The sequence below is a fragment of the Isoptericola sp. NPDC056605 genome, from assembly GCF_042792795.1.
In the GTDB taxonomy this organism is placed as follows: domain Bacteria; phylum Actinomycetota; class Actinomycetes; order Actinomycetales; family Cellulomonadaceae; genus Isoptericola.
Genome location: NZ_JBHTVT010000002.1, coordinates 177,536 through 204,085 on the forward strand (window position 1 = coordinate 177,536; position 26,550 = coordinate 204,085).

At 73.5% G+C, this 26,550-nt stretch carries 26 protein-coding genes and 1 tRNA gene; 16 read left to right on the plus strand and 11 right to left on the minus strand.

The window, feature by feature from the left end:
• Positions 1–94: 94 nt before the first annotated feature.
• The 5 genes from ACFQ8Y_RS03615 to ACFQ8Y_RS03635 all read left to right on the plus strand — a co-directional run bounded on the left by ACFQ8Y_RS03615 (position 95) and on the right by ACFQ8Y_RS03635 (position 4,018).
• Positions 95–427, plus strand: coding sequence for a PadR family transcriptional regulator (locus tag ACFQ8Y_RS03615; protein ID WP_430548833.1), 333 nt, complete (start codon positions 95–97; stop codon positions 425–427).
• Positions 427–1,722, plus strand: a complete 1,296-nt coding sequence (locus tag ACFQ8Y_RS03620; RefSeq protein WP_430584640.1) for a hypothetical protein — start codon at positions 427–429, stop codon at positions 1,720–1,722. Before ACFQ8Y_RS03615 ends, ACFQ8Y_RS03620 begins: the two co-directional genes overlap by 1 nt.
• 112 nt (positions 1,723–1,834) lie before the next feature.
• A complete protein-coding gene (locus tag ACFQ8Y_RS03625; RefSeq protein WP_430548835.1) occupies positions 1,835–3,286 on the plus strand; it encodes an NAD(P)/FAD-dependent oxidoreductase in 1,452 nt (483 codons plus the stop codon).
• A gap of 71 nt (positions 3,287–3,357) precedes the next feature.
• A tRNA-Leu gene (locus ACFQ8Y_RS03630) sits at positions 3,358–3,431 on the plus strand.
• Between the two features lie 128 nt (positions 3,432–3,559).
• Positions 3,560–4,018: an Ltp family lipoprotein gene (locus ACFQ8Y_RS03635; protein ID WP_430584641.1), complete on the plus strand. Its 459-nt coding sequence runs from the start codon at positions 3,560–3,562 to the stop codon at positions 4,016–4,018.
• Between the two features lie 18 nt (positions 4,019–4,036).
• Here ACFQ8Y_RS03635 and ACFQ8Y_RS03640 read toward each other — a convergent pair whose 3' ends face one another.
• The gene (locus tag ACFQ8Y_RS03640) at positions 4,037–4,954 is read right to left on the minus strand and encodes a LysR family transcriptional regulator (RefSeq protein WP_430584642.1); all 918 of its coding nucleotides are present in this window, start codon (positions 4,952–4,954) and stop codon (positions 4,037–4,039) included.
• Positions 4,955–5,026: 72 nt separating this feature from the next.
• Here ACFQ8Y_RS03640 and ACFQ8Y_RS03645 point away from each other — a divergent pair, with 72 nt between their 5' ends.
• The 3 genes from ACFQ8Y_RS03645 to ACFQ8Y_RS03655 are packed head-to-tail and all read left to right on the plus strand — an operon-like array spanning position 5,027 to position 6,961.
• The gene (locus ACFQ8Y_RS03645; protein WP_430584643.1) at positions 5,027–5,965 is read left to right on the plus strand and encodes an EamA family transporter; all 939 of its coding nucleotides are present in this window, start codon (positions 5,027–5,029) and stop codon (positions 5,963–5,965) included.
• A gap of 10 nt (positions 5,966–5,975) precedes the next feature.
• Positions 5,976–6,380, plus strand: a complete 405-nt coding sequence (locus ACFQ8Y_RS03650) for a helix-turn-helix domain-containing protein (protein WP_430584644.1) — start codon at positions 5,976–5,978, stop codon at positions 6,378–6,380.
• Between the two features lie 14 nt (positions 6,381–6,394).
• On the plus strand, positions 6,395–6,961 hold the full coding sequence (locus ACFQ8Y_RS03655) for a YciI family protein (protein ID WP_430562374.1): 567 nt from the start codon (positions 6,395–6,397) through the stop codon (positions 6,959–6,961).
• Here the strand turns inward: ACFQ8Y_RS03655 and ACFQ8Y_RS03660 are convergent.
• The 4 genes from ACFQ8Y_RS03660 to ACFQ8Y_RS03675 all read right to left on the minus strand — a co-directional run bounded on the left by ACFQ8Y_RS03660 (position 6,958) and on the right by ACFQ8Y_RS03675 (position 11,467).
• The gene (locus ACFQ8Y_RS03660; RefSeq protein ID WP_430562373.1) at positions 6,958–7,566 is read right to left on the minus strand and encodes a ClpP family protease; all 609 of its coding nucleotides are present in this window, start codon (positions 7,564–7,566) and stop codon (positions 6,958–6,960) included. The two genes, ACFQ8Y_RS03655 and ACFQ8Y_RS03660, sit on opposite strands and share 4 nt — an antisense overlap.
• Positions 7,567–7,577: 11 nt before the next feature.
• Entirely contained in the window at positions 7,578–8,234 is a 657-nt protein-coding gene (locus ACFQ8Y_RS03665; RefSeq protein ID WP_430584645.1) for a ClpP family protease, read from the minus strand.
• A gap of 102 nt (positions 8,235–8,336) precedes the next feature.
• Complete coding sequence (locus ACFQ8Y_RS03670; RefSeq protein WP_430584646.1) at positions 8,337–10,802, minus strand: hypothetical protein; 2,466 nt, start codon at positions 10,800–10,802, stop codon at positions 8,337–8,339.
• A 143-nt stretch (positions 10,803–10,945) separates the two neighbouring features.
• Positions 10,946–11,467 (minus strand): MarR family winged helix-turn-helix transcriptional regulator, encoded by a 522-nt coding sequence (locus ACFQ8Y_RS03675; protein ID WP_430548844.1) that lies wholly within the window; start codon positions 11,465–11,467, stop codon positions 10,946–10,948.
• A 135-nt stretch (positions 11,468–11,602) separates the two neighbouring features.
• On the opposite strand from ACFQ8Y_RS03675, the gene ACFQ8Y_RS03680 reads away from it, so the two are divergent.
• Together ACFQ8Y_RS03680 and ACFQ8Y_RS03685 are read left to right on the plus strand one after the other, a co-directional pair.
• Positions 11,603–12,835 (plus strand): MFS transporter, encoded by a 1,233-nt coding sequence (locus ACFQ8Y_RS03680; protein ID WP_430584647.1) that lies wholly within the window; start codon positions 11,603–11,605, stop codon positions 12,833–12,835.
• Between the two features lie 222 nt (positions 12,836–13,057).
• Positions 13,058–16,465: an efflux RND transporter permease subunit gene (locus ACFQ8Y_RS03685; protein WP_430584648.1), complete on the plus strand. Its 3,408-nt coding sequence runs from the start codon at positions 13,058–13,060 to the stop codon at positions 16,463–16,465.
• 83 nt (positions 16,466–16,548) lie between these two features.
• Here ACFQ8Y_RS03685 and ACFQ8Y_RS03690 read toward each other — a convergent pair whose 3' ends face one another.
• Both ACFQ8Y_RS03690 and ACFQ8Y_RS03695 read right to left on the minus strand, forming a co-directional pair.
• Positions 16,549–17,418, minus strand: a complete 870-nt coding sequence (locus ACFQ8Y_RS03690) for an ABC transporter permease subunit (RefSeq protein ID WP_430584649.1) — start codon at positions 17,416–17,418, stop codon at positions 16,549–16,551.
• Complete coding sequence (locus tag ACFQ8Y_RS03695) at positions 17,415–18,383, minus strand: ABC transporter ATP-binding protein (protein ID WP_430548848.1); 969 nt, start codon at positions 18,381–18,383, stop codon at positions 17,415–17,417. The genes ACFQ8Y_RS03690 and ACFQ8Y_RS03695 overlap by 4 nt, the downstream gene beginning before the upstream one ends.
• Before the next feature lie 200 nt (positions 18,384–18,583).
• Here ACFQ8Y_RS03695 and ACFQ8Y_RS03700 point away from each other — a divergent pair, with 200 nt between their 5' ends.
• Both ACFQ8Y_RS03700 and ACFQ8Y_RS03705 read left to right on the plus strand, forming a co-directional pair.
• Positions 18,584–18,724: a hypothetical protein gene (locus ACFQ8Y_RS03700; RefSeq protein ID WP_430584650.1), complete on the plus strand. Its 141-nt coding sequence runs from the start codon at positions 18,584–18,586 to the stop codon at positions 18,722–18,724.
• Between the two features lie 105 nt (positions 18,725–18,829).
• A complete protein-coding gene (locus tag ACFQ8Y_RS03705) occupies positions 18,830–19,702 on the plus strand; it encodes a Bax inhibitor-1/YccA family protein (RefSeq protein ID WP_430548850.1) in 873 nt (290 codons plus the stop codon).
• Between the two features lie 51 nt (positions 19,703–19,753).
• Here ACFQ8Y_RS03705 and ACFQ8Y_RS03710 read toward each other — a convergent pair whose 3' ends face one another.
• The 3 genes from ACFQ8Y_RS03710 to ACFQ8Y_RS03720 are packed head-to-tail and all read right to left on the minus strand — an operon-like array spanning position 19,754 to position 21,997.
• Positions 19,754–20,509 carry a hypothetical protein gene (locus ACFQ8Y_RS03710; protein WP_430584651.1) on the minus strand — a complete coding sequence of 252 codons (756 nt, stop codon included), beginning with the start codon at positions 20,507–20,509 and terminating at the stop codon, positions 19,754–19,756.
• Positions 20,506–21,129 (minus strand): TetR/AcrR family transcriptional regulator, encoded by a 624-nt coding sequence (locus ACFQ8Y_RS03715; protein WP_430584652.1) that lies wholly within the window; start codon positions 21,127–21,129, stop codon positions 20,506–20,508. Before ACFQ8Y_RS03715 ends, ACFQ8Y_RS03710 begins: the two co-directional genes overlap by 4 nt.
• On the minus strand, positions 21,116–21,997 hold the full coding sequence (locus ACFQ8Y_RS03720; RefSeq protein ID WP_430584653.1) for an alpha/beta fold hydrolase: 882 nt from the start codon (positions 21,995–21,997) through the stop codon (positions 21,116–21,118). Before ACFQ8Y_RS03720 ends, ACFQ8Y_RS03715 begins: the two co-directional genes overlap by 14 nt.
• Before the next feature lie 154 nt (positions 21,998–22,151).
• On the opposite strand from ACFQ8Y_RS03720, the gene ACFQ8Y_RS03725 reads away from it, so the two are divergent.
• Together ACFQ8Y_RS03725 and ACFQ8Y_RS03730 are read left to right on the plus strand one after the other, a co-directional pair.
• Positions 22,152–22,589: a YciI family protein gene (locus ACFQ8Y_RS03725; protein WP_430548854.1), complete on the plus strand. Its 438-nt coding sequence runs from the start codon at positions 22,152–22,154 to the stop codon at positions 22,587–22,589.
• The gene (locus tag ACFQ8Y_RS03730) at positions 22,586–23,896 is read left to right on the plus strand and encodes an RNA polymerase sigma factor (RefSeq protein ID WP_430548855.1); all 1,311 of its coding nucleotides are present in this window, start codon (positions 22,586–22,588) and stop codon (positions 23,894–23,896) included. The genes ACFQ8Y_RS03725 and ACFQ8Y_RS03730 overlap by 4 nt, the downstream gene beginning before the upstream one ends.
• An 84-nt stretch (positions 23,897–23,980) precedes the next feature.
• Here ACFQ8Y_RS03730 and ACFQ8Y_RS03735 read toward each other — a convergent pair whose 3' ends face one another.
• Entirely contained in the window at positions 23,981–24,943 is a 963-nt protein-coding gene (locus ACFQ8Y_RS03735; protein WP_430562361.1) for a DMT family transporter, read from the minus strand.
• An 84-nt stretch (positions 24,944–25,027) separates the two neighbouring features.
• Between ACFQ8Y_RS03735 and ACFQ8Y_RS03740 the strand changes: the two genes are divergently transcribed.
• Together ACFQ8Y_RS03740 and ACFQ8Y_RS03745 are read left to right on the plus strand one after the other, a co-directional pair.
• Positions 25,028–25,933 (plus strand): LysR family transcriptional regulator, encoded by a 906-nt coding sequence (locus ACFQ8Y_RS03740; protein ID WP_430562360.1) that lies wholly within the window; start codon positions 25,028–25,030, stop codon positions 25,931–25,933.
• 83 nt (positions 25,934–26,016) lie between these two features.
• The gene (locus ACFQ8Y_RS03745; protein ID WP_430548858.1) at positions 26,017–26,418 is read left to right on the plus strand and encodes an FKBP-type peptidyl-prolyl cis-trans isomerase; all 402 of its coding nucleotides are present in this window, start codon (positions 26,017–26,019) and stop codon (positions 26,416–26,418) included.
• The last annotated feature ends 132 nt before the right edge of the window (positions 26,419–26,550 follow it).

Consider the following 26,550-nt stretch of genomic DNA (forward strand, 5'->3'; position numbering starts at 1 on the left):
GGCCGAGACGCGCCGACGGCTCGTCGGCGCGTCGCCTGTACTACTGCGCATCGCGCACTAGTGTCTGTCGCGAAGCAGTCGGGAGGAGAGGTCGATGGACACGACGCAGCTGCTCAAGGGGGTGCTCGACGCGGCGGTCCTCGCCGTCGTCGAGGACGAGGACGGGTACGGGTACGACGTGGTACGGCGCCTGCGCGCCCGAGGGCTCGACGACGTGGGCGACGCCTCCGTCTACGGGACGCTCCGGCGGCTCTACGCCGCAGGGTCTCTCACCAGCTACGTGGTGCCGTCGGGGGCGGGCCCGCACCGCAAGTACTACGGCATCACCGCGCACGGGCGGCAGACGCTCGCGATCCAGCGCAAGGAGTGGCAGGAGTTCGCCGGCACCGTCGGCGGCCTCCTCGGGAAGAGGGACGAGGCAGCCTGATGACCAGCATCGCGCCCGGCGAGGACGCCGGCACCGCCACGACCGCGACGTCGCTCGCCGACGTCCTCGCCACGCACGCCCGGGGCTACGCCCAGGCGGTCCGCCTCAACCTGGCAGACCTCGGGCCGGAGGTCGTGGACGAGCTGACCGACGGGATGGAGGCCGACCTCGCCGAGGCGTTCACGGAGGCGACGGCGCCGCTGAGGGCGGGGCGGGCCCGGTCCGACGACGACGACGTCGCGCTCGACCTCGTCGCGCACTTCGGCCCGGCCGCGGACTACGCCGCCGAGCTGCGGGCAGCCGCCGGCCTGCCCGCAGAGCTGCCGGGCGCACGGAGGCGTGCGGGTGCGCGGCCCACGCTCGCGGCCCGGCGCGTCCTGCTGGGCGAACGGTGGCGCCGGGCCTGGCAGCCGGTGACCAGCACTCCCGCATGGGCGCGGCTGCGCGGGCTGGGCCGGGACGTGCGGCCGGCGTGGTGGGTGGCGCGCGGCTGGATCGTCGGCGCGCTGCTCGTCGCCTTGTTCACGCGGTCGACGGACGGTCAGCCGTCGCTCGTCCCGGAGGGAGCGGGAGACCTGTTGGTCATGGGCGGGTCCGCCCTGGTGAGCGTGCAGTGGGCGCGCGGTCGATGGCTCCCGCGCCGGTGGCAGCCGCGGCTCACGGTCGCGGCGTCGCTCGCCGCGGTGCTGCTGGTGCCCGCCGTGGCGGTCGCGACGCACGACGAGTCCGTGCGGGGCTCGGCCTCGGGCGGCAGCTCGTACGACGCCGGCTACAGCGCCGGGCACTCCGACGCGCTGAACGTCGGCTACGGCGACGGTGCCGAGGGCGACGGCGTCTGGGTGGACGGCGAGCCCGTGGCCAACCTCTTCGCCTTCGACGCGAACGGCGACCCCATAAAGAACGTCCAGCTCTTCGACGACCGCGGCCGGCCAGTGCGCACCGTGACGACGGAGGGAGACGAGCAGGCATGGTCGGTGCCCGACCTCGACGGCATCTGGTACTTCCGGCCGGCGACGGCGGACGACGGCCGCAAGCGGTGGAACGTCTACCCGATGCGCGCCGTGCCGGAAGAGGGCATGGAGTGGTCGGAGGACGGCGGATCGTGGCAGCCGCAGGTCGGCGTGCAGCCTGAGGACATGCCCTGGCCCTTCCTCAAGGCACCGACCGCGATCGGCGAGCGGACGGGCGACGCGACGGAGGAGGACCCGGCGCCGGAGCCCTCCGCGGAGAGCACCGCCGGTCGGTCGGGCGGCGCCGTGGCCAGGACGACGGCCGCCGTGGCGCCAGGCCGCTGACCTGCGGCTCCGTGGCGCGTCGGCACAGGCGCTGGCGCGCCACGGAGCGGGGGAGGGTCACGGGCTGGACGGCCCGACTGCATGCCCCCGGCACGGTCGTAGAATGGTGTTCATGCCTCAGAACGTTCTGTCGTCGGACACCTCTGTCCAGGACGCGCCCGCCGCGGCCCCGCGGCCCCGCAAGGTGCCCCGCATCGTCGTCCTCGGCGGTGGTTCCGTCGGCCTCTACGCGGCGCGTCGCCTGCGCCGCAAGCTCGGCAAGCAGGACGCGGCGATCGTGGTCGTCGACCCGCGGCCGTACATGACCTACGCGCCGTTCCTGCCGGAGGCGGGCGCGGGCTCGATCGACGCCCGCGACGTCGTCGCCCCGCACCGCAAGGCGCTCAAGGGCATCGACGTGCTGCAGGGCCTGGTCAACCACATCGACCACGCCGGCCACAAGGTCACGATCCACCCCGAGGAGGGGCCGGACTACGAGGTCTCGTACGACCAGCTCGTCATCGGCCTCGGCTCGGTGTCCCGCACGCTGCCCATCCCGGGCCTCGCGGAGAACGCGATCGGCTTCAAGAACGTGGAGGAGGCCATCGCGGTCCGCAACCACGTGCTCAACCGCATGGACGTCGCCTCGTCCACCTGGGACGCAGACGCGCGCAAGCGCATGCTGACGTTCACCTTCGTCGGCGGCGGGTTCGCCGGTATCGAGGCCCTGGCCGAGATCGAGGACATGGCGCGCTACGCCACGCGCAACTACCCGACGATCGACGCCGAGGACCTGCGCTTCGTCATGATCGAGGGCTCGGGCCGCATCCTGCCCGAGGTCTCCGAGCCCATGGGCCTGTGGGCGCTCGACGAGATGAAGAAGCGCGGCATCGAGTTCCACCTCAACACGTTCCTGTCGTCCTGCGTCGACGGGCACGTCGTCACCTCGACGGGCGTCGAGTTCGACACCGAGACGATCGTGTGGACCGCGGGCGTCAAGGCGAACCCGGTCATCAAGGAGGAGTCGGACCTCCCGTTCGACCGGATGGGCCGCGTCATCGTCAAGCCCACGCTCCAGGTCGCGACGGAGGACGGCGAGATCGTCCCCGACGCCTGGGCCGCGGGCGACTGCGCCGCCGTGCCGGACGTGCTCAACCCGGGCCAGTTCTGCCCGCCGAACGCGCAGCACGCGATCCGCGAGGCCACCAAGCTCGCCGACAACCTGGTCGCCGTCCTCAAGGGCCAGCAGCCCGAGGACTACGCCCACAAGAGCGTCGGCGTCGTCGCGTCCCTCGGCCTGTACAAGGGCGTCGCGGAGCTGTTCGGCTTCCTCAAGCTGCGCGGCCCGCTCGCGTGGCTCGCGCACCGCGGCTACCACGTCATGGCGATGCCGACCGGCAACCGCAAGGTGCGCATCCTCATCGGCTGGATCGGCCAGTTCCTCATGGGCCGCGAGATCGTGTCGCTCGGCTCCCTGCACGACCCGCGCGACGAGTTCCGCAAGGCGTCCGTGCCGCCGAAGCAGCCGGGCGAGAAGGTGGAGCAGAAGGCCGAGTCGTCGGCCGCGCGCGCCGAGAAGGGCTGACCTTCCCCGGTACCGTGAGCGGGCGTCGGCGATCTCCCTCGAGAGGTCGCCGGCGCCCGCTCCGTCGTCCCGCCCCCGTAGCCCAACTGGCAGAGGCAGCCGGCTTAAACCCGGCCCAGTCCCGGTTCGAATCCGGGCGGGGGCACCCTCTCTGGCCCTCGTCGCCCTGTCCGTGGCGCGTCGCGCCGGCGTTCCGTGCACCGGACGTCGGCGGGCGTGTGCGCGGGGCAAGTGTCACGATCCGAGATATCGACTCGCTCGGAGGGGGCAGTGATGATTTCTCGACGCACGCAGTCGCTCAGGGTGGCTGTCGCGATCGCGGCGGCAGGATTTCTTGTCGGGTGCGGCTCTGCGGACGACGGTGACTCGCCGGAACCCGCGGAGTCCGTGGCCTCGGAACCGGCGGCGGAGTCGCCCGAAGCCGTTGACGAGAAGGACGACGCGACGGTCGCGCAGGAAAACGCCGTGGCGAGCGCCCAGAGCTATCTCGAGGTGGGTGGCTTCTCGAAGCAGGGCCTCACGGACCAGCTGAAGTTCGAGGGCTACTCGAACGCTGACGCGAAGTACGCCGTGGCACACGTCGACGTCGACTGGAACGTGCAGGCGGAGATCGCTGCCAAGAACTACATGGACACGCAGTCGTTCTCGCGTTCGGGTCTCATCGAGCAGCTCGAGTTCGACGGTTTCACCGCGAAGCAGGCCGAGCATGGAGCCGATTCCGTGGGGCTTTGACGTCACGTCATCTCGCGGTCATCCCGCACCACCGGCCGTCTCCGCTTCGACGTCGGCGCCGGCACGCCGGAACGCGTCGACGACGCGGCGCACCGCGAGCCGTTCGGCGCGGTCGGTGCGGAGGACGGCGGAGACGTGCCGCGCGGACGCGATGTCGGCGAGCTCGCGCAGCACGAGCCGGTCGCCGGTGGGCGTGGTGAAGCGGGGCAGGACGGCGACCTGGTCGCCGGCGGCGACGAGCGCCTCGATGAGGCGGTTGTCGCGCAGCCGCTGGACGACGCGCAGCTCGGCCCCGGTCGCCTGCTCGACGGCGAGGCGCACGGTGTCGAACGGGTAGCCCAGGGGCACGCCGATCCAGTCCTGGTCGACCAGGTCCGCCGGCCGTACGCGCGGCAGGCGGGCCAGCGGGTGCCCCGCGGCCATCGCGATGTCGAGCGGCTCGCGGGCCAGCGGCACGACGGTGAGCCCCTCGGCTCCGGCGGGCCGCACGCTGGTGAGCGAGTGCGCGACGACGACGTCGTGGTCCGCGGTGAGCGGACCGTATTCGGCCTCGGCGATGTCGACGTCGACGCACCGCAGGGTGATGGCGGTGCCCTCGAGGTCGGCCATGGCGCGGGGGAGCAGGAACGTGGCGGCGCTGGCCAGGGCCGCCACGGTGACCGTGCCGGACGGCTCGCCCTGGAACTCGTCCCAGCGGGCCTGCACCTGCGCGAGCGCGGCGGCGACGCTGGCCCCGCCCGCGGCCAGCAGCCGCCCGGCGTCCGTGAGGCGCAGCCCGCGGCCGGACGGCTCGACGAGCGGGGCGCGCAGCTCGCGCTGGGCGGTGCGGAGCTGTTGGGAGACGGCCGACGGCGTGCGGTGGGTGGCGCGGGCGACGGCCGTGACGCTGCCCCGGTCGGCGAGCTCGCGGAGCAGCTCGAGGTGCCGGACATCCATGAAGTCAGCCTACAGACACGATGAAGCAACTTTCGCTTGTCCTTCACCGTGCCGCCGGGTGAGGCTGGGCGCATGCCCGCCCGCCACCGGCTGCTCGCCGTCCTCGTCGCCCTCCTGTGGGGGTTGAACTTCATCGCCATCGACGCGTCGTTGCAGCACTTCCCGCCGATGTTCCTCGTCGCGCTGCGGTTCGCGCTCATCGCGCTGCCGACCGTGTTCCTGGTGCCGTGGCCGGACGTCCCGGTGCGCTGGGTGGTCGGCTACGGGCTCGGGTTCGGCGCGCTGCAGTTCCTCTTCCTGTACTGGGGCATGGCGGCCGGGATGCCCGCCGGGCTCGCGTCGCTCGTGCTGCAGATGTCCGGCCCGTTCACCGTGCTGCTCGGCGCCACGTTCCTGCGCGAGCGCGTGAGCGGCCGGCAGGTGCTCGGCATCCTCGTGGCCGTCGGCGGGCTCACCCTGGTGGCGTGGCAGCAGGCCGCGACCGCCACCGTCGTCCCCTTCCTGCTCACCCTGGCCGGCGCGTTCGGCTGGGCCATCGGCAACATCTGCAACCGGCAGGCGAAGCCGCAGAGCCCGCTGCGCCTCACCCTGTGGATGTCCGTGGTGCCTCCGCTGCCGATGCTCGCGCTGTCGCTGCTGGTCGAGGGGCCGGGAGAGATCGCGCACTCCCTCACGTCGTGGGACGACCCGGGGGCCGTGGGCGCCGTCGTCGGCCTGCTGTACACGGTGCTCGTCGCGACGGTGCTCGGTTCCGGCGTGTGGACCTGGCTCATGGCCCGCCACCCCGCGGGCGTGGTCGCCCCGTTCTCCATGCTCGTGCCCGTGGTCGGCATGTCGGCGGCCTGGGTGCTCCTCGGCGAGCGGGTGACCCCGCTCGAGGGGGTGGGCGCCGTCCTCGTCGTGGGCGGGGTCCTGTACGGCAGCGGCCGGGCCGCGCGCCGCCTTCTGCCGTCAGCAGAACGGCCGGCCGCGGAGCCGCTGGCGGAGCCGTCGGCCGCCGGTCGCGGGTAGCGTCGTCGGCATGACGGCGGACACGGGGTTCGGCACGACGACGGAGCACGTGCGCGAGCCGCTGCTGCGGCACCTGGTCGGGGCGATCCTGCGCCGGGCGCGCCTGGCGCAGGGCCGCACGCTGCAGGAGGTCTCCGGCACGGCGCGCATGTCCACCGCGTACCTGTCCGAGGTGGAGCGCGGGCGCAAGGAGGCGTCGTCCGAGGTGCTCGCCGCGGTGTGCGCGGCGCTCGGCATCCGGCTCGTCGACCTCGTCGCCGCGGCGCACGACGCGCTCGCCGCGAGCGCCGAGCACCAGGAGCGCGTCCGCGTGCTCACGTCCCTGCGCGACCGGTCGCCGTCGTCGTCCCGGCACGTGCGCTCGGCGACGGCCGTGCGCACGACGACGTCGGACGTCGTCGCCCTCGCCGCGTAGCGCCAGCGCCGAGCATGGAGTTCTTCGTCTACCACCGTGACCGTGCCGGGTCGATCGCCCTGCGCGAGGCGCTCAACGACGAGCACCTGGCCTACATGGACCGGTTCGCGGACGGGATGATCGCGCGCGGTCCGACGACGACGGACGGCGGCGAGACGCTCACCGGGAGCGTGCACGTCCTCGACCTGCCCGGGCCCGAGGCCGCCCGGGCGTTCGCGTTCGACGAGCCCAACTACCAGGCCGGCGCGTACCGCGACGTGCTGCTGCGCCGGTGGCGCAACACGCTCGGGCGCACGATGTGGGACTACCCCGGCGGGCCGGAGGGCGATCCCCGGTACCTGGTCCTCGGGCTCGGGTGGCGGGGGACCGGCGAGCCCCTGGTCGCGCCGGGAGCGGGGGTCGGCCTGGTCGCGGCGGGACCGCTCCTGTCGGACGACGGCGCCGCGGTCCTCGGCGCCGCCGTGCTGGTCGAGGCCGCCGGGCCCGACGACGCCCGCCGGGTGCTGGTCGCGGACGACTACGCGGACGTCGAGGTCCACGACTGGCACGTCGGCGGCCGCCCGGTGGCGCGGGACGGCTAGGCCGCGGCGCGGTCCGACAGCTTGCGCGAGGTGACGACCGCGTCCGCCACCCCGTAGTCGACGGCGTCCTGGGCCGACAGGATGAGGTCGCGGTCGGTGTCGGCGCGCAGCCGGTCGGCGGTCTGCCCGGTGTGCCGGGCCAGGAGCTGCTCGGTCTCGGCGCGCAGGCGCAGCACCTCGCGCGCCTGGATGGCAAGGTCGGACACGGTGCCCTGCCCCTGGGTGGACGGCTGGTGCAGCAGCACGCGGGAGTGCTCCAGCACCGTGCGCTTGCCGGGCGTGCCGGCGGCCAGCAGCACCGCGGCGGCGGACGCCGCCTGCCCCATGCAGGTGGTGGCGACGTCGCTGCGCACGTACTGCATGGTGTCGTAGATCGCGGTCATCGCGGTCGCGGAGCCGCCGGGGGAGTTGATGTACAACCCGATCTCCTGCTCGGGCGCCTCGGACTCCAGGTGCAGCAGCTGCGCCATGACGACGTTCGCCACGCCGTCGTCGATCTCGGTGCCGAGGAAGATGATCCGGTCGCGCAGCAGGCGGGAGAAGACGTCGGAGTAGCGCTCTCCCAGCGGGGTGCGCTCGACGACGTTCGGGATCGTGTAGCTCATCCGCTCGTCCATCACAGCCCCGCCTTCCGGCCGCCGGCCGACGGCCGCACGTCCTCGACGCTCTCGACGATCCGGTCGACCATGCCGTACTCGACCGCCTCGGTGGCCGTGAACCAGCGGTCACGGTCGCTGTCGGTGGCGATCTGCTCCACCGTGCGGCCGGTGTGCTGCGCGATGAGCTCGTGCATCACGCGCTTGGTGTGCTCCAGGTTCTCCGCCTGGATCGCGATGTCGACGGCGGTGCCCCCGATGCCGGCCGACGGCTGGTGCATCATCACCCGCGTGTGCGGCAGCACGTAGCGCTTGCCCTTGGTGCCGGTGGTGAGGAGGAACTGGCCCATGCTGGCGGCGAAGCCGAACCCGACCGTCACGACGTCGTTCGGCAGCAGCCGCATGGTGTCGTAGATGCCGAGCCCCGCGGTGACGGAGCCGCCGGGGGAGTTGACGTACAACGCGACGTCGGACCGCGGGTCCTCCGCCGACAGCAGCAGGAGCTGCGCGACGACGCGGTTGGCGACGGCGTCGTCGATCTCGGTGCCGATCACCACGATGCGCTGGTGCAGCAGCCGCGCGGTGAGCTGGTCGTCGAAGGCGGGCGCGGTGGGCGGTGCCGGTGTGCTCAGGGTCGGTGTGCTCAGGGTCGGGGTGCTCTGGGTCGGTGTGCTCATGTCCCCACCGTCCGACGACGGTGGCCGCAGCGGGAGGGTTCTCTGCCGGGAGCGCATCCGCTCAGGGCAGATCCGGTGGGAACCCTCTGGCGGGGCGGGCGGTCAGAGTCGCGGGAACCAGCGCCGTCGCACGCCGACCAGGACGAGGCCCACGAGGACGAGGACGATCGCCGCCACCATCAGCCCGACGTCACCGAAGCCGGTGGATGCCAGCGCGCCGGGCAGCGGGGCCTGGGACGACGGCGGTGCGTCGGCGTGCGGTGCCCCGGGCGATTCGTCACCTCGACCGGTGGGCCCGTCGGAGGCATCCGGGGGCACCGCGTCGTCGCTGCCGTCGCCACTGTCGCCACCACCGCCACCGCCGCCGTCGTTGCCGCCGTCGTTGCCACCGTCGCTACCGCCATCGCCGGGCGGGTCGGTCGGGTCCGGCTCGTCCGGCGGGTCGGTGGGGTCGGGCTCCTCGGGTTCGGCGAGCGTCCCGCCGCCGAGCCATGCCGTCGTGGTCGCGTCGTCGAGCGTGCTGACCTCGTCTCCCTGCGGCGCCTGGACGCCCACGGGAAGGCTCGTCGCCTCGAACCGAGCGCTGCGGACGGTACGTGGCAGCTTCGGGTGGTCACGCTCGAACTCCGCCTTCGGCGTCTGGTCCCGCGGCGCGTCGGGGAGCACGATGCCGCCGAAGATCTCGATGTAGAACTCCTGCTCGCCGTGCTCGTACTCGTAGCGGTACTGCACGGTCTTCAGCAGCTCGCGGTACTCGTCGTACACGTCCTTCGGGTCGTACTCGGTGCGCGCCGGCCAGGCGCTGACGTCGCCCGAGCCGATGACGTCGTGGAAGGCGCCCGGGCGCTCCGCGTCGCGGTCCTTGATCCACTCGGCGGCGACCCGGGCCGTGTAGACGCGGCGCAGGTCCGCGTACTCGGGGGCGGAGTTGACGTAGTCCTCGAGCGGTTGCTCGAAGTCGTCGACGATGCGCTGCGTGTTCCGCTCGACCATCTTCGGGGGCGCGTCCTGGCAGACCTCGTTGCCGGGTACCTCCCAGTCCACGTCGAACGGCTCGATCTGGACCTGCAGCGGGGCGTCCAGGATGTAGAGCTGGTCGTCCTCGACGCGCACCTTGGCCGGCTGCGGCTCGATCCACAGCCGGGTCCAGTCGGAGCAGATCAGGCCGTCGTCGGTGCGCTCCAGCGACTCCCAGTGCTTCTTGCCCTGCTCCGTCTCGGGGCGCATGAGGTCGTTGAGGCTCTGCTTCATCTCCAGGTCCGCCTCGAGCAGCACGCGACCGGCGTCGGTGGAGCCGAACTCCTCGTCGACGATGGTGTCCGGCGTGTCCGGGTTGAGGTTTACCCAGAACTGCTCGGGGTCGAGCGCGAGCCACGTCATGAGGGCGTCGGAGGACAGGTCCAGCGCGGCTTCGCCCCCGTACCCGGGTTCCGCCACGCCGTCGTCGGGGAGCTCGTCCGCCGAGAAGGCGTACCCGTAGTCGCCCGCCTTCGGGTCATCGGTGACGTAGCGCAGCTCGAGGGAGCGCCAGTCGATCCCGCCGGGGCTGCGCGGCATGAACCCCTGCCGGCGGCCGTCGGCGCCGAACGAGGCCTGCATCCGCTGGCCCTCGCGGGCGAGCGCCGGGGTGCGTCCCGACCGCTGGGCGAGATCCTTCGCCGGCCCCGCCGTCGAGCGGCGCGGGCACGTCGCCGAGAGCGTGGACGGGCCCGCGGACTTCGGGGCTGGCCCGCACGTCGGGTTCATCGCGGTGCTCGACGACGGTGACGGGTTCTTCTGGACCGCGGTGGAGCGCAAGGTCGTGTGCTCGACCTTGTGCGTGCGCATCTGCTCGAGCTGCTTCGGTGTCGGCTCCTTGCTGAAGATGTAGACGACGCGCCAGCCCTTCGCGCGCAGCGCGGCGTCGGCCTTGAGCTGGCTGGCGCGCAGCGAGGAGTTCCCGGACTTGACCTCGTACGCGATCTTGAGGGTCCGGTTGACCGAGTCGTAGCGGCGGTTGGAACCGAGCTTCTGCTCCTTCGCCAGCTTGGTGTCCTCGCACATCCAGCTCGGGCCGCCGAGCTTGAGCCGCCGACCCACGTTCCCGTGGAACGCGTCGCCGCGGGCGTCGTTGGCCTGGTTCGGGATGTAGGAGTTGCGCCACTGGTCCCACCCCCACGTGCCCTTGTAGACGTTCCATCGCCGGATCATGCGGTCGCGGGAGCCGACCGGGAACGTCTTGTAGCTCCCCTTGAGCTTCTTCAGCTCGGCCTTCGTCGGCTCCTTCTCGCCGCTGAGGTGCTCGGCCGGGTTCTCGTACTCGTAGTCGGCGATCGTCTCGGCGTGGCCGCTGGGCAGGCCGCCGCCGGGCAGGTCGACGGGATCTGCCGCTTCCGAGATGCCGTCGATGAGCTCGTCGCACTGGACGTTGAACTTGGGCGCGCCCTCGCTGGCGAGTCCGGGCACCAGCACGAGGGAGACGGCGAGCACGAGGGCTGTGGCCACCGCGGACGCGACGGCGCGTCGCAGGCGGTCGCGTCGCAGCACGGCGGCGGTGGACTCGTCGACCTCGTTGGCGTGCCTGCTCACGACGCTCTCCTTCGACGCGGGGTGGGTCTGCCGCCGGGGTGGTCACACGTCTGTGACGCAGGCAACCCTCCCGACGGTAGCCAGGAGCGACCGGTTCCGCGCTCGTGACAAATATTGCGCGAGGCAACCGAGTGTCGCGACGGTCAGGCCGGGGGCGTGTCCCGCTTGTAGGCGTCGAGGTCGGCGTTGAGGCGCTCGACCAGCTCGGCGAGCAGGGTGCGGTCGGCGGGGCTCCAGTCGGCGAGCACGGTGGAGTAGGTGGCGCCGCGCCTGCGCCGCTGCGCGCGCAGGGCGTCCCGGCCGCCGGCGGTCGCGGAGACGAGGACGGCGCGCCCGTCGTGGGGGTCGCGGGAGCGCTGCACGTGGCCCGCCCGTTCGAGGGCGACGACCTGGCGCGTCACGGTGGAGGCGTCGATCCCGAGGCGGTCCGCGAGCGCCTGGACGCGCTGGGGGCCGCCGTCGCGCAGGGCGTGCAGCAGGAGGTAGCCGGAGCGGTCGAGGTCGTGGCCGCCGGTCCGGACGGTGGTCGCCGCGGTGGTGCGCTCGGCGCGGCGCAGCAGCTGGGCGAGGCCGAGCTCGACGCGGGCGACGACCTCCGCCGTCGCGGCGTCGTCGCCCTGGTCGGGGCGCTTCTTCTCGACATTGTTTCCCCGGGAAGCGGTCATAGGTGTATCCTACAGGTAATTACCTGCACCATGCAGGTATCTCGGCGCCCGAACGGCCCGTGGCCGGCGACGACGACGGCGCAGCAACCAGCAGACGACGCCCGCGACCGACCGTGGGGCAGGAGTGAGGAGTCCGTGGCAGGCACACGCAACGAACCGAACAAGACCGCGATCTACGCGACCGCGCTGACCGCGTTCTTCGCGATCGCCGGCATCGCCGTCGTCGACCCGATCCTCCCGGTGATCGGGGAGGCGATCGGTGCCACCACGTGGCAGATCGAGCTCCTGTTCACCGCGTACATCGCGGTCATGGCCGTCGGCATGATCCCGGCCGTGCTCGCCACGGGGAAGTTCGGCTACAAGAAGATCCTGGGCGCCGGCGTCACCATCGTCGCGATCGCGGCGATCCTCGCCGCGCTGAGCACGTCGATCGGCCAGCTCGCCGCGCTGCGCGGTCTGTGGGGCCTCGGCAACGCCATGTTCTTCGCCACCGCGATGGTGCTGCTCGTCTCGCTCGCCAACGACCGCGAGTGGGTGGTCGGCATCTTCGAGACCTGCGTCGGCCTCGGCTTCGCCGTCGGCCCCCTCATCGGGGGCCTGCTCGGCAGCATCAGCTGGCGCGTGCCGTTCCTCGCCTGCGGCCTGTTCATGATCGTGGCCCTCGCGATGTCGATCACGAAGCTCAAGGACCCGGCCGAGAAGCCGGCGCCGCTGCACGTGGGCCAGGTCTTCGGGCTCTTCCGCAAGCCCGCGTTCCTCGCGCTCGCGGTGGTCACCGCCACCTACAACTTCGTGTTCTTCGTCATCCTCGGCTACACGCCGATCTTCCTCGGGCTCGACGTCATCCCCCTCGGCCTGGTCTTCACCGCCTGGGGCCTCGGGCTCGCGTTCGGCATCCTCGTCGTCGGCCACAAGCTCGCGCACACGATCGGCGCCGTGCAGACCCTGGGCATCGCCGTCGCCGGCGTGCTCGTGATGACCCTGCTGCTCGCCCTCGGGCTCCCGACGGCGGCCTCCATCGTCGTGCTCGTCGTCGCCGGCGTGTTCATGGGTATCGCCAACGCCATCCTCACCGACCTGTCGCTCGCCCTCGGCGACCCCGACCGCCGCGTCACGACCGGCGCCTTCAACCTCGTGCGCTGGGGCTTCGCCGCCCCCGCCCCGGTGATCGCCGGCCTGCTGCACCCGGTCGGCGCCTCCGCCCCGTACTGGGTCGGCGTCGGCGTGCTGGCCGTGGGCGTGATCGTCTTCCTGCTCACCGCGCACAAGATGGCCGGCCAGCTGGGCGAGAAGGTGCTGTGGGCGCGGTGGAACCGCGCCGCCCGCGCCGTCGAGGGCACGCCGGAGGAGGCCATGTCCGAGCTGTGACACCCCGTCGCGCACCGGCGCGACGCGGGCACCGACGGGCGTCGGGCGGGGGACCGCCCGGCGCCCGCCGCCGTCCGCGCGACGCACCTGTCCGACCTTCGGCCACGGCCGTCAGCCCTTCGGACGATGTCCCGGGGAACTCGGGCGGCGTATCGTCCGTTCAGCCCAAGCGTCACGACAGCGGAGTCGTGCCCCCCTGCCGACCGCCCGTCTGGAGTGAGCGTGTTCCGACTTGCCCGCCTGTCCCTGGCGAACCGCGCCGTCGTCGCCCTGGCGACGATCGCGATCTTCGTCTTCGGGGCGATGAGCCTGGGCTCCCTCAAGCAGGAGCTCATCCCGTCCCTGGAGCTCCCGGCGGGCGCGGTCGTCGCGACCTACCCGGGCGCGTCGCCGGAGGTGGTCGAGCAGCGCGTCACCGAGCCGCTCGAGGCCGCCGCGCAGTCCGTCGAGGGCATCGAGTCCATCGGCTCGACGGCGTCCACCGGCAGCTCGGTCACCACCGTGCAGTTCGAGTACGGCACCGACATGGACGCGGCGACCCAGCGGCTCCAGACCGCCGTCACCCGCGTCCAGTCCCAGCTCCCCGAGGACGTCGAGCCGCAGGTCGTCACCGGCTCGCTCGACGACCTGCCGGTCATCCAGCTGGCGGCGGCCGGCAGCCAGGACTCGGGCGAGGACGTGGACGCCGCGGCGCTCGCGGACACCGTCGACTCCGTCGTCGTGCCCGCGCTGGAGGACCTGGACGGCGTCCGCTCGGTCGCCGTCACCGGCGGCGAGACCGACCAGGTGCTGGTCGACGTCAAGACGAAGAAGCTCGCGGCGGCCGGCCTGACGACGCAGGACGTCGCCGACGTGCTCAAGGACAACGGCGTCGTGCTGCCCGCCGGCACCATCACCGACGACGACGTCACCTACTCCGTCCAGGCCGGCTCCAGCATCGACAGCGTCAAGGAGCTCAAGGCGCTCCCGCTCGTGCCGGACCCGGCGGCGGGCGCGACGACGGGCGCGGGCGACGCGACCGGCGGCACCACGGGCGAGGTCGGCGACGGCACGGGCGCCCCGCCCGCGGCCGACGGCTCTGCGCAGGACCCCGCGCAGGACCCCGCGCAGGGCGCCGAGGGCGCCACCACCCCGCAGACCCCGGCCGCCCCCGAGCCCGTGACGCTCGCCGACGTGGCCACCGTGCAGGTCGTGCCGGTCGAGGCGACGTCGCACTCCCGGCTCGACGGCGAGTCCTCGCTGGGCGTCGCCATCACCAAGACGCCCGACGGCAACACCGTCGACGTCTCCCACGCCGTCCAGGACGCGATGGACGACCTGCGGCCCGAGCTCGAGGCCGCCGGGGTCACCACCGCCGTCGTGTTCGACCAGGCGCCGTTCATCGAGGAGTCGATCGAGGGCCTCGCCACCGAGGGCGGCCTCGGCCTGCTGTTCGCCGTGATCGTCATCCTCGTGTTCCTGGTCTCCCTGCGCTCCACGCTCGTGTCCGCGGTGTCGATCCCGCTGTCGCTGGCCGTGACCTTCGTGGTCATGAACGCCACCGGGTACACCCTGAACATCCTCACGCTGGGCGCCCTGACCATCTCGATCGGCCGCGTCGTCGACGACGCCATCGTGGTCATCGAGAACATCAAGAGACACCTGTCGTACGGCGAGGACAAGAAGGCGGCGATCCTCACCGCCGTGCGCGAGGTGGGCGGCGCCATCACCGCGTCGACCATCAGCACGGTCGCCGTCTTCCTGCCGATCGCGCTGGTCGGCGGCATGGTGGGCGAGCTGTTCCGGCCGTTCGCGATGACCGTCGCGATCGCGATGCTCGCGTCGCTGGTCGTGGCCCTGACGATCGTGCCCGTGCTGGCGTACTGGTTCGTCAAGGCGCCCGCCGTCGCCACGGACCCCGCCGAGGCGGAGCGTGTCCGCGAGGCCGCCGAGGCCAAGGAGCGCCGCGGCCTGTGGCAGCGCGCGTACGTGCCGAGCCTCGGCGCCGCGCTGCGCCACCCGTGGGTCACGCTCGTGGTCGCGGTCGCCGTCCTCGGCGGCACGCTCGCGCTGGTGCCGCGCCTGGAGACCAACTTCATCGGCGACTCCGGCCAGGACACCGTCACGGTGACGCAGTCGTTCGAGACCGGCGCGTCGCTCGAGGCGCAGGACGCCGCGGCCACCGAGGTCGAGGACGCCCTGGCCGACGTCGACGCGGTCGAGAGCGTGCAGACCACCGTCGGGTCGGGCGACGCCGCGATGGCCGCGTTCATGGGCGGTGGCTCCGCGCCGCAGGCCACGTTCGCGATCACGCTCGACCCCGACGCCGACGGCGTCGAGGCGCAGACCGAGATCCGCGACGCCGTCGAGCCGCTGGCCGAGACCGGCGTCACCACCGGGGTCAGCGTCTCCGGCGGGGACTCCGGCTTCGGCTCCAGCACCGTGGACCTCGTCGTGCAGGCGAACGACAGCGACGACCTGGACGCCGCGGCGCAGCAGGTCACCGACGCGGTGTCGGGCCTGGACGGCGTGGCCGAGGTGACCAACGACCTCGCCGCCGCGCAGCAGGTCGTGCAGGTGTCCGTCGACCGCGAGAAGGCGGCCGAGGCGGGGCTGACCGAGACCCAGGTCTCCGGGATCGTCTCGGCGGCCATGGGGCCCGAGCAGACCGTGGGCGAGGTCGACCTGGGCGACGGGCCCACCGACGTGGTCGTGAAGACCGGCGACGCCCCGGCCACGCAGGGCGAGATCGAGGACCTCGAGGTCCCCACCGCCGCAGGCATGGTGCCGCTCACCGACGTCGCGACCGTCGAGAAGGTGGACGTGCCCACGTCGATCTCCCGCACCGACGGCGCGCGGTCCGCGACCGTGTCGGTGACGCCCGAGACGCAGGACGTCGGCACGCTCACCGCGGACATCACGGCCGCGACCGACGACCTCGACCTCCCCGCGGGGGCGACCGTCGAGATCGGCGGCGTCGCCTCCGACCAGGCGGACGCGTTCGCCGACCTCGGGCTGGCGCTGGTCGCCGCGATCGCCATCGTCTACCTGGTGATGGTCGCGACCTTCGGGTCGCTGGTGCAGCCGCTGATCCTGCTGGTGTCGGTGCCGTTCTCCGCCACCGGCGCGCTGCTGGCGCTGCTCGCCACCGACACCCCGCTGGGCGTCCCGGCGCTCATCGGCGTGCTGATGCTCGTCGGCATCGTGGTGTCGAACGCGATCGTGCTCATCGACCTCATCAACCAGTACCGGGACCCGGCGCACGGGCACCCCCGGTCGCTGGAGGAGGCCGTGCGCGAGGGCGCCCGCAAGCGTCTGCGCCCCATCGTCATGACGGCGCTGGCGACGATCTTCGCGCTGACGCCGATGGCGATCGGCCTCACCGGCGGCGGGTCGTTCATCAGCCAGCCGCTGGCGCTGGTGGTCATCGGCGGGCTCATCTCCTCGACGCTGCTCACGCTGTTCGTGGTGCCCGTGCTCTACGAGCTCATCGAGCGCCGCAAGGAGCGCCGGCACACGAAGCGCGACTCGCGCGTCGTGCGCCGGGCGGAGAAGGCCGAGCGGGCCGCGGCGCGCGCCGCGGAGAAGGCGGAGGCGGCCGAGGAGGCCGCTGCCGTCGCCCGCCGTCAGGCGGGTACCGACCCCGCCTGACCGCGCTCCGTGGGGGTGAGCGTGATCGTGGCCCTGTTCCGGTCGTGACCCAGGGCCACGATCACGCTCACGACGAGCGCGGGTCAGGCGTCGCGGCGCTTGAGCGTGATCGCCGCGGCGACGAGCAGCACCACGGTGTACCCGACGAGGACGGCGTAGCCGGCCCACGGGTCGAGCAGGGCGTCCGTCTCGGCGCCGCGGGAGATGATCCGCTCGCCGGCCACGCTGGGCAGCAGCTTGTTCACCCAGTCCGTCCACGCGGCGTCGGACGCCTGCACGACGATGCTGAAGATGAGCGGCACCACGAAGAAGATCGCGACGATCGTGAAGATCGCGCCCGCGCTGTGGCGCATCAGCGTGCCCACGGCGAGCGAGAACGCGGCCACGGTGGCGAGGTAGAGCACGCAGCCGGCCAACGCCCGCACCTGCTCGGAGTCGGACAGGTCCACGCTCATCCCGGCGTCCTCGAGCAGGGGCGCCGTGGCGACGTACGCGATCACCAGGGCGAGGGCCACCACGACGGCGGTGGCGAGCACGATGACGACCAGCTTGCCCCACAGCACGGGCAGGCGGCGGGGCACGGCGGCGAACGTCGAGCGCACCGTGCCGGTGGAGTACTCGCTGGTGACGATCAGCGACGCCAGCACGCCCACGGCGAGCGCGCCGAACGAGTAGCCGAACGACACGATCGTCGTGCCGGTGAGGCCGATCGCCTGGAGCCCCGGGTCCTGCGACATGCCCTCGGCCATCTCGGGGGTGTCGACCATCGTGCGCACGATCGCGGCCATCATGAGCGCCAGCCCCACCATGACGACGGCCGTGATCACCACGGTCCACACCGTGGAGCGCAGGGTGCGGAACTTGATCCACTCGCCGCGCAGCACGCGGCCGAACGTCACCCGCTGCACGACGACGGCCGGCGCGGCCTCGCGGGTGGGTGCGGTGGCGGTCATCGGGGCGCTCCGTCCGTCGTCGCGCCGGTCTCGGCGCCCGGCGCCGGGGCGGCGCCGTCCAGGGCCTCGGCCTGGTACTCGACCGAGTCGGCGGTGAGCTCCAGGTAGGCCTCCTCGAGGGTGGAGGACACGGGGGTCAGCTCGTGCAGGACGACGCCGCCCGCGGCGGCGAGCTCGCCCACCCGGGCCGCCTCGACGCCGGTGACCTCGAGGACGCCGTCCTCGGCCGGGGCGACGTCGCCGCCCTCGCGCCGCAGGACGTCGGCGAGGTCGGCGGCCTGCGGCGAGCGCACCCGCACGAGCCGGCGGGAGGCACCGTCGACCAGCTGCTGCACCGGCATGTCCGCGAGGATCCGCCCCCGCCCGATCACGATGACGTGGTCGGCGGTGAGCGCCACCTCGCTCATGAGGTGGCTGGACAGGAAGACCGTGCGGCCCTCGCCCGCCAGGAAGCGCGCGAGGTTGCGCACCCACAGCACGCCCTCGGGGTCGAGGCCGTTGACGGGCTCGTCGAGGATGAGGGTGCGCGGGTCGCCCAGCAGCGCGACCGCGATGCCGAGCCGCTGCCCCATGCCGAGGGAGAAGCCGCCCACGCGCTTGCGCGCGACCGCCGTCAGGCCGGTGAGCTCGACCACCTCGTCCACCCGCGCCGGCGCGATCGCGTGCGTGGCGGCCAGCGCCTGCAGGTGCTGGCGCGCCGTGCGGCCGGGGTGCACCGCCTTGGCCTCCAGCAGCGCGCCCACCTCGGCCAGCGGCCGGGCGTGCTGCGCGTACGGGCTGCCGTTCACCGTGACCCGTCCGGCCGTCGGGCGGTCCAGGCCCATGATCATCCGCATCGTGGTGGACTTGCCGGCCCCGTTCGGGCCGAGGAAGCCCGTGACCGTGCCGGGCCGCACGGTGAACGTCACGTCGTCCACCGCGAGCTTGGGTCCGTATCTCTTGGTCAGGCCGTGTGCTTCGATCATGTCGCCCCTGGAGGTCATCTCGGGTGCCGTCGTCGCGGGATCACGGGTCCTTCCCGAGCCTACGTGCTGGTCATCGCCGCGTCACGGGCAGGGAGCGGGTGATCCGGGCGGACAGGGCATGATGCGGCCATCCCGTCCGAGCTGCCGTCCGAGCTGCCGTCCGAGCTGCCGTCCGAGCTGCCGTCCGAGCTGCCGCCCGAGTGACCGAGGCCGACCTCGCGGTCGAGGAGCGGGTGCGCGCCGTGCTGGTCGCCGCGCGGCCCGACGACGCGTTCCTCGGCGAGGAGACGTCGGAGCGCGCGCGGCGTCCTCGGAAAGCTCGCCGACCTGGGAACGTCTGAGGAACGCCGCGCGTTCACTACGATGGATTGCACGGCCAGCGACCCGGCACTGCGCGCGCGACGACCCGTCGTCGGGCACCCGGCAGCCGCGACCAGGAGGAGTACATGACCAACCCCGTCTTCTCGAGCAGCAACGTCTTCGGCGAGCCGCGCCGTACCGGGGCTCGCCGGGGCGGCACCGCCACGGCCCAGCCGCAGTACGGGCAGGTCGCCTACGGTGCGGGCACCGCCGGTGCGCAGACCGCCGACGCCGCGAGCCTCGACGCCATGTACCAGGCGCCGTCCGCCACCACGGCCGACACCAAGCGCCTCACCTACGACGACGTCATCATCAAGACCGGCGGCCTCCTCGCGCTGCTGATCGTGGTGGCGGCCGCGACGTGGAACTTCGCCCCGAACCTGTGGCCGATCGGCATGATCGCCGGCCTCGTGCTGGGCCTGGTGAACGCCTTCAAGAAGAAGCCCAGCCCCGCGCTGATCGTGGCCTACACGGTCGCCGAGGGCGTCTTCCTGGGCGGCATCTCGATCGCCTTCGCGTCGATCGCGGTCGGCAGCTCCGGCGCCCCGCTCTCCGGCATCGTGCTGCAGGCCGTCGTGGCGACCCTGGCCACGTTCGCTGCCGCACTGTTCCTGTTCAAGTCCGGCAAGGTGCGGGTCACCCCGAAGTTCACCCGCTGGCTGCTCATCGCCATGGTGGGCTACCTCGTCTTCTCGCTCGTCAACGTCGTCCTGACCTGGACCGGGGTCCTCGACGGCTGGGGCATGCGGGGCGGCGCGCTCGGCATCATCGTCGGCCTCGTCGCGGTCGGCCTGGCCGCCGCGTCGCTGATCGTCGACTTCGACTCGATCAAGCGCGGTGTCGAGCAGGGTGTCCCGGCGCAGTTCGCCTGGACCGCGGCCTTCGGGCTGATCGTCACCCTGGTGTGGCTGTACCTGGAGTTCCTGCGCCTGCTGGCGATCTTCCAGAGCGGCGACTGACGCTCCGGCTCGCCTCCGGTAGGCCTCTGACGGTCGAGGTCCGACGGCCGGTCACCCTGCGGGGTGGCCGGCCGTCGTCGTGCCCGGCGCCGTGCCGCGCCGCACCGCCCACGCGACCAGCAGCAGCCCGGCGGCGACGAGGACGCCGTGCCCGACGCGCACCGCCGGGGTGCCGAAGAACTGCGGCAGGTAGAGCAGCAGCCCGGCGGCCAGCGGGACGCCGGCCCAGCGCGGCCGACCACCGCCGCGCCACAGCGCGACGGCCGCGAGCACGCCGGCCGCCGCGACGAGGGCCAGGCCGACGCCGAAGAGCGTCATCGCCGCGGGCTGGAGCCGCAGCACCTCGACGTCGGCGAGCAGCGCCGGGTCGTCCGTGCGCAGCGCGGCCTGCGCGATCGTGCGGATGCCGAAGATCTCGGCACCGAAGTAGAGGGAGCTGAGCGCGGCCCCGGCCCAGGCGGTCGCGACGGCGGCGGTGGCGGCGCGGGCACCCGGGGCGGACCCCGGGGCCGACCCCGCGCGCAGCAGCGCCCGCAGGCCGAGGAACGTCGGCGCGAGCAGGCCGAGCCCTGCGATCCCGCACAGGTGCGCCAGCACCCACCGGTCGGAGGCGAACGCCTGGGCGAGCGCGAGGCTCGGCACGGACTCGTCGGGCCACGGTCGGAGCACGGGGAAGAGCAGCAGGAGCACGCCCGCCGCGACGGCGCCGGTCGCCGTCCAGGCCACGACCCGAGCGGTGCGCGCCGGGGCGAGAGCCGGGTCGGACGCCGTCGTGCGGGCGGCGGGGGAGGACGTCGTGCGGGTCATGACTGCTCCTTCGGTGCGGATGACGACGGTGCGTCGGCGAGGGCGGCGACCCCGGCGACGAGCATGTCGACCAGGGCGTCGAAGCTGCGGTCGAGGTCCTCGGGCAGGCGGAACCCGCCGCCGAGCTCGAGGACCACGAAGCCGTGCACCCCGGCGCGCACCACGCGGACGGCGTCGATCGTGCGGTCGTCGGGGAGGCCGAAGCCGTGCAGCACCGCTCCGACCAGCGCGACGACGCGCGCCGCCGCGGTCCGGTGCCCGGCGTCCTCGGGGGCGTCGGGATCCGGCGCGAGCTGGACGGCGGCGTACCGGCCGGGGTGCGCGAGGGCGTAGTCCCGCCACGCGCGGGCGAGGGCGCGCAGGGCGTCGGGGCCGGCCCGGCCGACCGTCGCTGCCGCGCTCGTCGTCGTCAGCTCCTCGAGGGCGACCAGCGCGACCTCCCGGCGCAGCGCCGCGAGCGACCCCACGTGCTTGTAGAGGCTCGGGGTGGCGACCCCGGCGGAGGCGGCGACCTTCGCGAGGGTGAGGTCGGCGAGCCCGGTGGGCCCGCCGGCGTCCACCTGCTCGAGCGCGATGCGCACGACGGCGTCGCGGGACAGGCCCGCCCTAGGCACGGGCACCCCGCTCGTCGGCGCCGTCGCGCTCGTCGTCGTGCCGGGTGACGGGCAGGCCGGCGACGAACTCCAGGACGGCCGGGGTGACGACCTCGGGTGCCTGGTGCTGCGGGTAGTGGCCCACGCCGGGCACCAGGAGCTCCTGGCCGCCGAGCGCGTCGCGCATGCGGGCGAGCTCGGCTCCGGCGTCCTTGTAGTCGGGGTCGAGCTCGCCGACGACGACGAGCGACGGCGCCTCGACCGAGGGGACCAGCGGCTCGATGACGGAGTGGTCGAGCGCGACGGCCAGGTCGCGGAACGACCGGAGGTGCGCCGGGTCGGCCATGCTGCGCCGGATCTCCGCGACGTGCTGCGCGTGCCCGGGCGAGCGGCGGCCCTTGGCGAACATCGAGGTGTAGAGCCACGCCCACGCCGCGGCGCCCCACGGGCGACGGAACAGCACGCGGTAGAGCAGGCGGTAGGTGCGCAGCGCCCCCGGGGAGGCGACCTCCCGCAGGTGCGGGGCCACCAGCACCAGGGCCCGCACGAGCTCGGGCCGCTCGGCGGCGGCCCACACGGCGGCGGACCCGCCCATGGAGCTGCCGACCAGCACCGCCGGCCCGGCGTCCAGGTGCTCGACGAGCGCGACGAGGTCGGTCCCGGTGGCGATGTCGCCGTGCGTGGTGAAGGTGGTGTCGGAGTCGCCGTGGCCGCGCAGGTCCGCGACGACCACCCGGTGGCCGGCGGCGACGAGAGCGGGGACGAGGTCGTCGTAGGTGGAGCGGAGGTCGCCCATCCCGGGGACGGCGACGACGAGCGGGCCGCTGCCCGCGTCGGTGTAGGCGATCCGCCCCTCGGGGCGGGTGAGGTACCGGACGTCCGGTGTTGTGGTCATGTCCATAGCCACAAAGCTAATACCGTTAGCCAGCGATCGCAAGAGGCTCCTCGAAGAAACTTCTGGGGCGATGTCGATCTCGCGGTTCCCCGTTCGACCTGGGGATGAGAAGGTCGCCACGAGGGTGACCGCGATCACGACAGGGAGCAGGACGATGGCCAAGTACATGCTGATCATGCGGGGGACCGACGAGGGCCAGGCTCAGTTCGAGCAGATGGACTTCACCGAGGTCATCGCGGCGATGGGCCGCTACAACGAGTCGATGATGAACGCCGGCGTGCTCGCCGCGGGCGAGGGGCTGTCCGACGCGTCCGAGGGCGCCGTCGTCGACTTCTCCACCGACACGCCCGTCGTCACGGACGGCCCCTACGGCGAGACCAAGGAGCTGTTCAACGGCTTCTGGATCGTCGACGTCGCCACCAAGGAGGAGGCGATCGAGTGGGCCAAGCGGGCGCCGCTGGGCGGGCCCGGGACCAAGCTCGAGGTGCGCCGGGTCAACGGCCCCGAGGACTTCCCGCAGGACGACGAGTGGATCCAGAAGGAGCAGGGGTGGCGCGAGGAGCAGGCCCAGCGGGCCGAGCAGGCGCAGTGACCCCGAGCGCTCCCGACGGAGGCCGCGCCGACGACGGCGCGGCCTCCCGGCGCGTCGTCGAGGCGGTCTGGCGCATCGAGTCCAGCCGCATCGTCGGCGCGCTCGCGCGGTACACGAACGACTTCGCGCTCGCGGAGGACGTCGCGTCGGAGGCGCTGGCGGAGGCGCTGGTCGCCTGGCCGCGCGACGGCGTCCCGCGCGACCCGGTGGCGTGGCTGCTCGCGACCGGGCGGCGTCGCGCGATCGACGCGTTCCGGCGCCGCTCCGGGCGGGACGAACGGTACGCGGCGCTGGCCCGCGACCTCGGCGAGGGCGGCGCCGTCACGGGCGGGCCGGGCTCCGTCCCCGAGCCCGCCGACGACCTGCTGTGGGACCCGGACAAGATCGAGGACGACCGTCTCGCGCTGCTGTTCGTGGCCTGCCACCCGGTGCTGTCCAAGGAGGCGCGGGTCGCGCTCACCCTGCGCGTGGTGGCCGGCCTGAGCAGCGAGGAGATCGCGCGCGCCTTCCTCGTCCCCGTGCCCACCGTGCAGGCGCGCATCACCCGGGCGAAGAAGACGCTGACGGCCGCGCGGGTGCCGTTCGAGGTGCCGGCCGCCGAGGACCGCGCGGAGCGGCTCGGTTCCGTGCTGAACGTCGTCTACCTCATCTTCTCGGAGGGGTCGACGGCGTCGGGCGGCGACGACTGGATGCGGCCGGACCTGGCGTACGAGGCGGTGCGCCTCGCGCGCGTGCTGACGCGGCTCGCCCCCGAGCCGGAGACGTTCGGGCTGCTCGCCCTGCTCGAGCTCACCGCGGCGCGGTTCCCCGCGCGCACCGGGCCGGACGGCGAGCCCGTGCTGCTGGAGGACCAGGACCGGCGCCGCTGGGACCGGTCCGCGATCCGGCGCGGGCGCGACGCCCTGGCCCGGGCCGTCGCCGTCGGGCGCGGGCTGGGGCCGTACGGGCTGCAGGCCGCCATCGCGGAGCAGCACGACACGGCCCGGTCGGTGCCCGAGACGGACTGGGACCGGATCGTGGTGCTCTACGAGGCGTTGAACCGTGTGGCGCCGTCGCCCGTCGTCGAGCTCAACGGCGCGGTCGCGGTGGCGATGGCGTCGGGCCCGGCTGCCGGGCTCGCCGTCGTGGACGACCTCGTCGCCCGTGAGGTGCTGTCCGGGTCGTACCTGCTGCCGTCCGTGCGCGGCGAGCTGCTCGCCCGCCTCGGGCGGAACGACGAGGCGCGGGGCGAGCTGGAGCTCGCCGCGCGCTTGTGCGGCAACGCCCGCGAGCGCGGCGTGCTGGAGGCGAAGGCCTCCGCCCTCTGACCCGCGACCTGTCGGGCCGAGGTGCACGGACACCTGCACGTGGCTCTGACGGCTCCACGGGCCGGAGGGTTGTCGGGGCCCGGTTCACGTATCGGTGCGCGTCGCCCTGACAGGTCGGCGGGGGAGGGTCGCCACGGCGACGCCCGCCAGGGCCAGCACCCCGCCGAGCAGCACGACGGGAGCGGGCACCTCGTCGAGCAGCGCCCAGGACATCAGCACGACGAGCGGCGGGACGGCGTACGTGGACGCCGCGGCACGACCGGCGCTGACGCGGGCCAGGGCGTATCCCCAGGTGGTGAAGGCGATCGCGGTCGGGAAGACGCCCAGGTAGACGACCCCGAGCAGGGACGACGCCGGCGCGACGGCGGCCTGCGACACGAGCGCGGGCAGGAACGGCAGCGCCGCGACGGTGCCCGCCAGGCAGCCCAGCCAGGTCATGGTGAGCGCGTCGAGCTGGGGGAGCAGGCGCTTCTGCAGGGTCGCCGCGCCGGCGTACAGGACGGCCGAGGCGAGGCCCAGGGCCACGCCCGCGGCGTCGAACCGGCCGGACGTCGTGGCGACGGCGATGACGACCACGCCGCCGAACGCGACGGCGATGCCCACGAGGAGGCGACGCGGGAAGCCCTCCCGCAGCAGGAAGCCGGCGAGGACGGCGACGAGCATCGGCGCGATGTTGACCAGCAGCGCGGTGGTGCCCGCGTCGAGGTGCTGCTCGGCCGCGTTGAGGGTCAGGTTGTACGCGCCGAACCAGGCCACCCCCCAGGCGAGCACGAGCACCAGCACGCGGCCGCGCGGGAGGCGCACGGGGGTGCGGCGCCGGGCGCGGGCCACGGCCAGGATGACGGTGAGGGCGGCGGACCCGACGGCGACCCGGCCGAGAGTGAGCGCCCCGGCGTCGAGGTCGTGGCCGACGGCGCGCACGCCCACGAACGCCGACGCCCACAGGACCACGGTCACGGCCATCGCGGCCACGGTGAGCGGGCCGACCCCGAGAGACCGGGCGGGGGCGGTGGTGGCGGGCGCGGTGCCGGCGGCGGTCTGGGCCATGCGGTCGATGATGCCCTGGAACTTTCCGTGAGCACCAGTTCAGATATCTACCGAATGCTTCAGTGTCGCTGTATCGTCGCGAGCATGCTCGACGTCCACCGGCTCCGCGTCTTCCGCTCCGTCGTCGCCAGCGGCTCGGTCGCCGCGGCGGCCGCCAACCTCGGGTACACGCCGTCCGCGGTCAGCCAGCACGTCGCCGCGCTCCAGCGTGAGACCGGGCTGCAGCTGCTCGCCCGGCACGGGCGCGGCGTGCGCCCCACCGCGGCGGGCCAGGCGCTCGCCGCCCAGGCGGACGGGCTGCTCGCCCGGCTGGGTGAGGTGGAGACGTTCGTGGCCGACCTGCGCTCCGGGCGCTCGGGCAGCCTGTCCCTCGCCTACTTCGCCTCCGTCGGGGCGGCATGGCTGCCGGCCGTCGTCAGCGCGCTCAGCACCGGGTTCCCCGGGGTGCGGCTCGACCTCGAGCTGACGGAGGAGATCCCCACCGACCCGTCGAAGCGCGCCGACCTCCAGCTCGCCGTCGCGCAGACGGACTTCCGGCCCGCCGCCGGGACGACGGCGCACCACCTGCTCGACGACCCGTACGTCGCCGTCGTCCGCCAGGACCACCCGTTGGCCGGGCGCGACGAGATCGAGCTCGCCGAGCTGGTCGGCGACCGGTGGATCGACAACGACTTCGCGCGCGGCTGGTGCCGCCGCAACCTGCTCGAGGCGTGCCGTGCCGCCGGGTTCAGCCCGGCGTTCGCGGTCGAGGCGCACGACTACCCGACCGCCCTCGCGTTCGTCGCCGCCGGCATCGGGATCACCGTGCTGCCTGCGCTCGGCTCCGCGCGCCCCGCGGCCGGGACGGTGGCGGTGCCCGTGGTACGGCCGGTGCCGGTGCGGTCCATCTACGCCCTGGTGCAGGACGCCGTCGCCGACACCCCGCCGGTGCAGGCCGCGCTCGCGGCGCTGCGCGACGTCGCCGGGTGCCCGGTCCCGTCCGCCGCGTAGGCTGGACGGCGCAGCTCCGCCGGGCCGGTGCCCGGCGGCCTCTGCACCCCGACTCTGCACGACGACGAAGACGAGGTACCCCTGTGACCACGCTCCCCACCGCCACCGGCGGCTTCGGCGACAAGCCCGAGATCACGTTCCCCGAGGGCGACGCCCCCGCCGGCCTGCAGGTGCAGGTACTCGAGGAGGGCACCGGCCCGGTGGTCGACGCCGGCCGCACCATCGTCGTCAACTACCTGGGCCAGACCTGGGCCGGCGGCGTGTTCGACAACTCCTACGACCGCGGCCAGACCATCGACTTCCCGATCGGCGTCGGCGCGGTCATCGGCGGCTGGGACAAGGGCCTGGTCGGCCGCAACGTGGGCGACCGCGTGCTGCTGTCCATCCCGTCCGAGCACGGCTACGGCCAGCGCGGCGTGCCGCAGGCCGGCATCCCCGGCGGCGCGACGCTCGTCTTCGTCGTGGACGTCGTCGGCGTGCGCTGACCGCTCACGGCGAGGTAGCTCGATCCGCGGCGAGGTAGTCCCCTCCGCGCCGAGGTAGTTTGTGTAGACCGGGGCCGGACCAGCACCGGGGGGCCCCGCCGAACCCGCCCGGGGGGGGGGGCGGGGGGGCGC

Coding starts and splice junctions, on each gene's coding strand:
- ACFQ8Y_RS03615 (WP_430548833.1), top strand. CDS start 95: ATGGACACGACGCAGCTGCTCAAGGGGGTGCTCGACGCGGCGGTCCTC.
- ACFQ8Y_RS03620 (WP_430584640.1), top strand. CDS start 427: ATGACCAGCATCGCGCCCGGCGAGGACGCCGGCACCGCCACGACCGCG.
- ACFQ8Y_RS03625 (WP_430548835.1), top strand. CDS start 1,835: ATGCCTCAGAACGTTCTGTCGTCGGACACCTCTGTCCAGGACGCGCCC.
- ACFQ8Y_RS03635 (WP_430584641.1), top strand. CDS start 3,560: ATGATTTCTCGACGCACGCAGTCGCTCAGGGTGGCTGTCGCGATCGCG.
- ACFQ8Y_RS03640 (WP_430584642.1), bottom strand. CDS start 4,954: ATGGATGTCCGGCACCTCGAGCTGCTCCGCGAGCTCGCCGACCGGGGC.
- ACFQ8Y_RS03645 (WP_430584643.1), top strand. CDS start 5,027: ATGCCCGCCCGCCACCGGCTGCTCGCCGTCCTCGTCGCCCTCCTGTGG.
- ACFQ8Y_RS03650 (WP_430584644.1), top strand. CDS start 5,976: ATGACGGCGGACACGGGGTTCGGCACGACGACGGAGCACGTGCGCGAG.
- ACFQ8Y_RS03655 (WP_430562374.1), top strand. CDS start 6,395: ATGGAGTTCTTCGTCTACCACCGTGACCGTGCCGGGTCGATCGCCCTG.
- ACFQ8Y_RS03660 (WP_430562373.1), bottom strand. CDS start 7,566: ATGAGCTACACGATCCCGAACGTCGTCGAGCGCACCCCGCTGGGAGAG.
- ACFQ8Y_RS03665 (WP_430584645.1), bottom strand. CDS start 8,234: ATGAGCACACCGACCCAGAGCACCCCGACCCTGAGCACACCGACCCTG.
- ACFQ8Y_RS03675 (WP_430548844.1), bottom strand. CDS start 11,467: ATGACCGCTTCCCGGGGAAACAATGTCGAGAAGAAGCGCCCCGACCAG.
- ACFQ8Y_RS03690 (WP_430584649.1), bottom strand. CDS start 17,418: ATGACCGCCACCGCACCCACCCGCGAGGCCGCGCCGGCCGTCGTCGTG.
- ACFQ8Y_RS03695 (WP_430548848.1), bottom strand. CDS start 18,383: ATGATCGAAGCACACGGCCTGACCAAGAGATACGGACCCAAGCTCGCG.
- ACFQ8Y_RS03705 (WP_430548850.1), top strand. CDS start 18,830: ATGACCAACCCCGTCTTCTCGAGCAGCAACGTCTTCGGCGAGCCGCGC.
- ACFQ8Y_RS03710 (WP_430584651.1), bottom strand. CDS start 20,509: ATGACCCGCACGACGTCCTCCCCCGCCGCCCGCACGACGGCGTCCGAC.
- ACFQ8Y_RS03720 (WP_430584653.1), bottom strand. CDS start 21,997: ATGACCACAACACCGGACGTCCGGTACCTCACCCGCCCCGAGGGGCGG.
- ACFQ8Y_RS03725 (WP_430548854.1), top strand. CDS start 22,152: ATGGCCAAGTACATGCTGATCATGCGGGGGACCGACGAGGGCCAGGCT.
- ACFQ8Y_RS03735 (WP_430562361.1), bottom strand. CDS start 24,943: ATGGCCCAGACCGCCGCCGGCACCGCGCCCGCCACCACCGCCCCCGCC.
- ACFQ8Y_RS03740 (WP_430562360.1), top strand. CDS start 25,028: ATGCTCGACGTCCACCGGCTCCGCGTCTTCCGCTCCGTCGTCGCCAGC.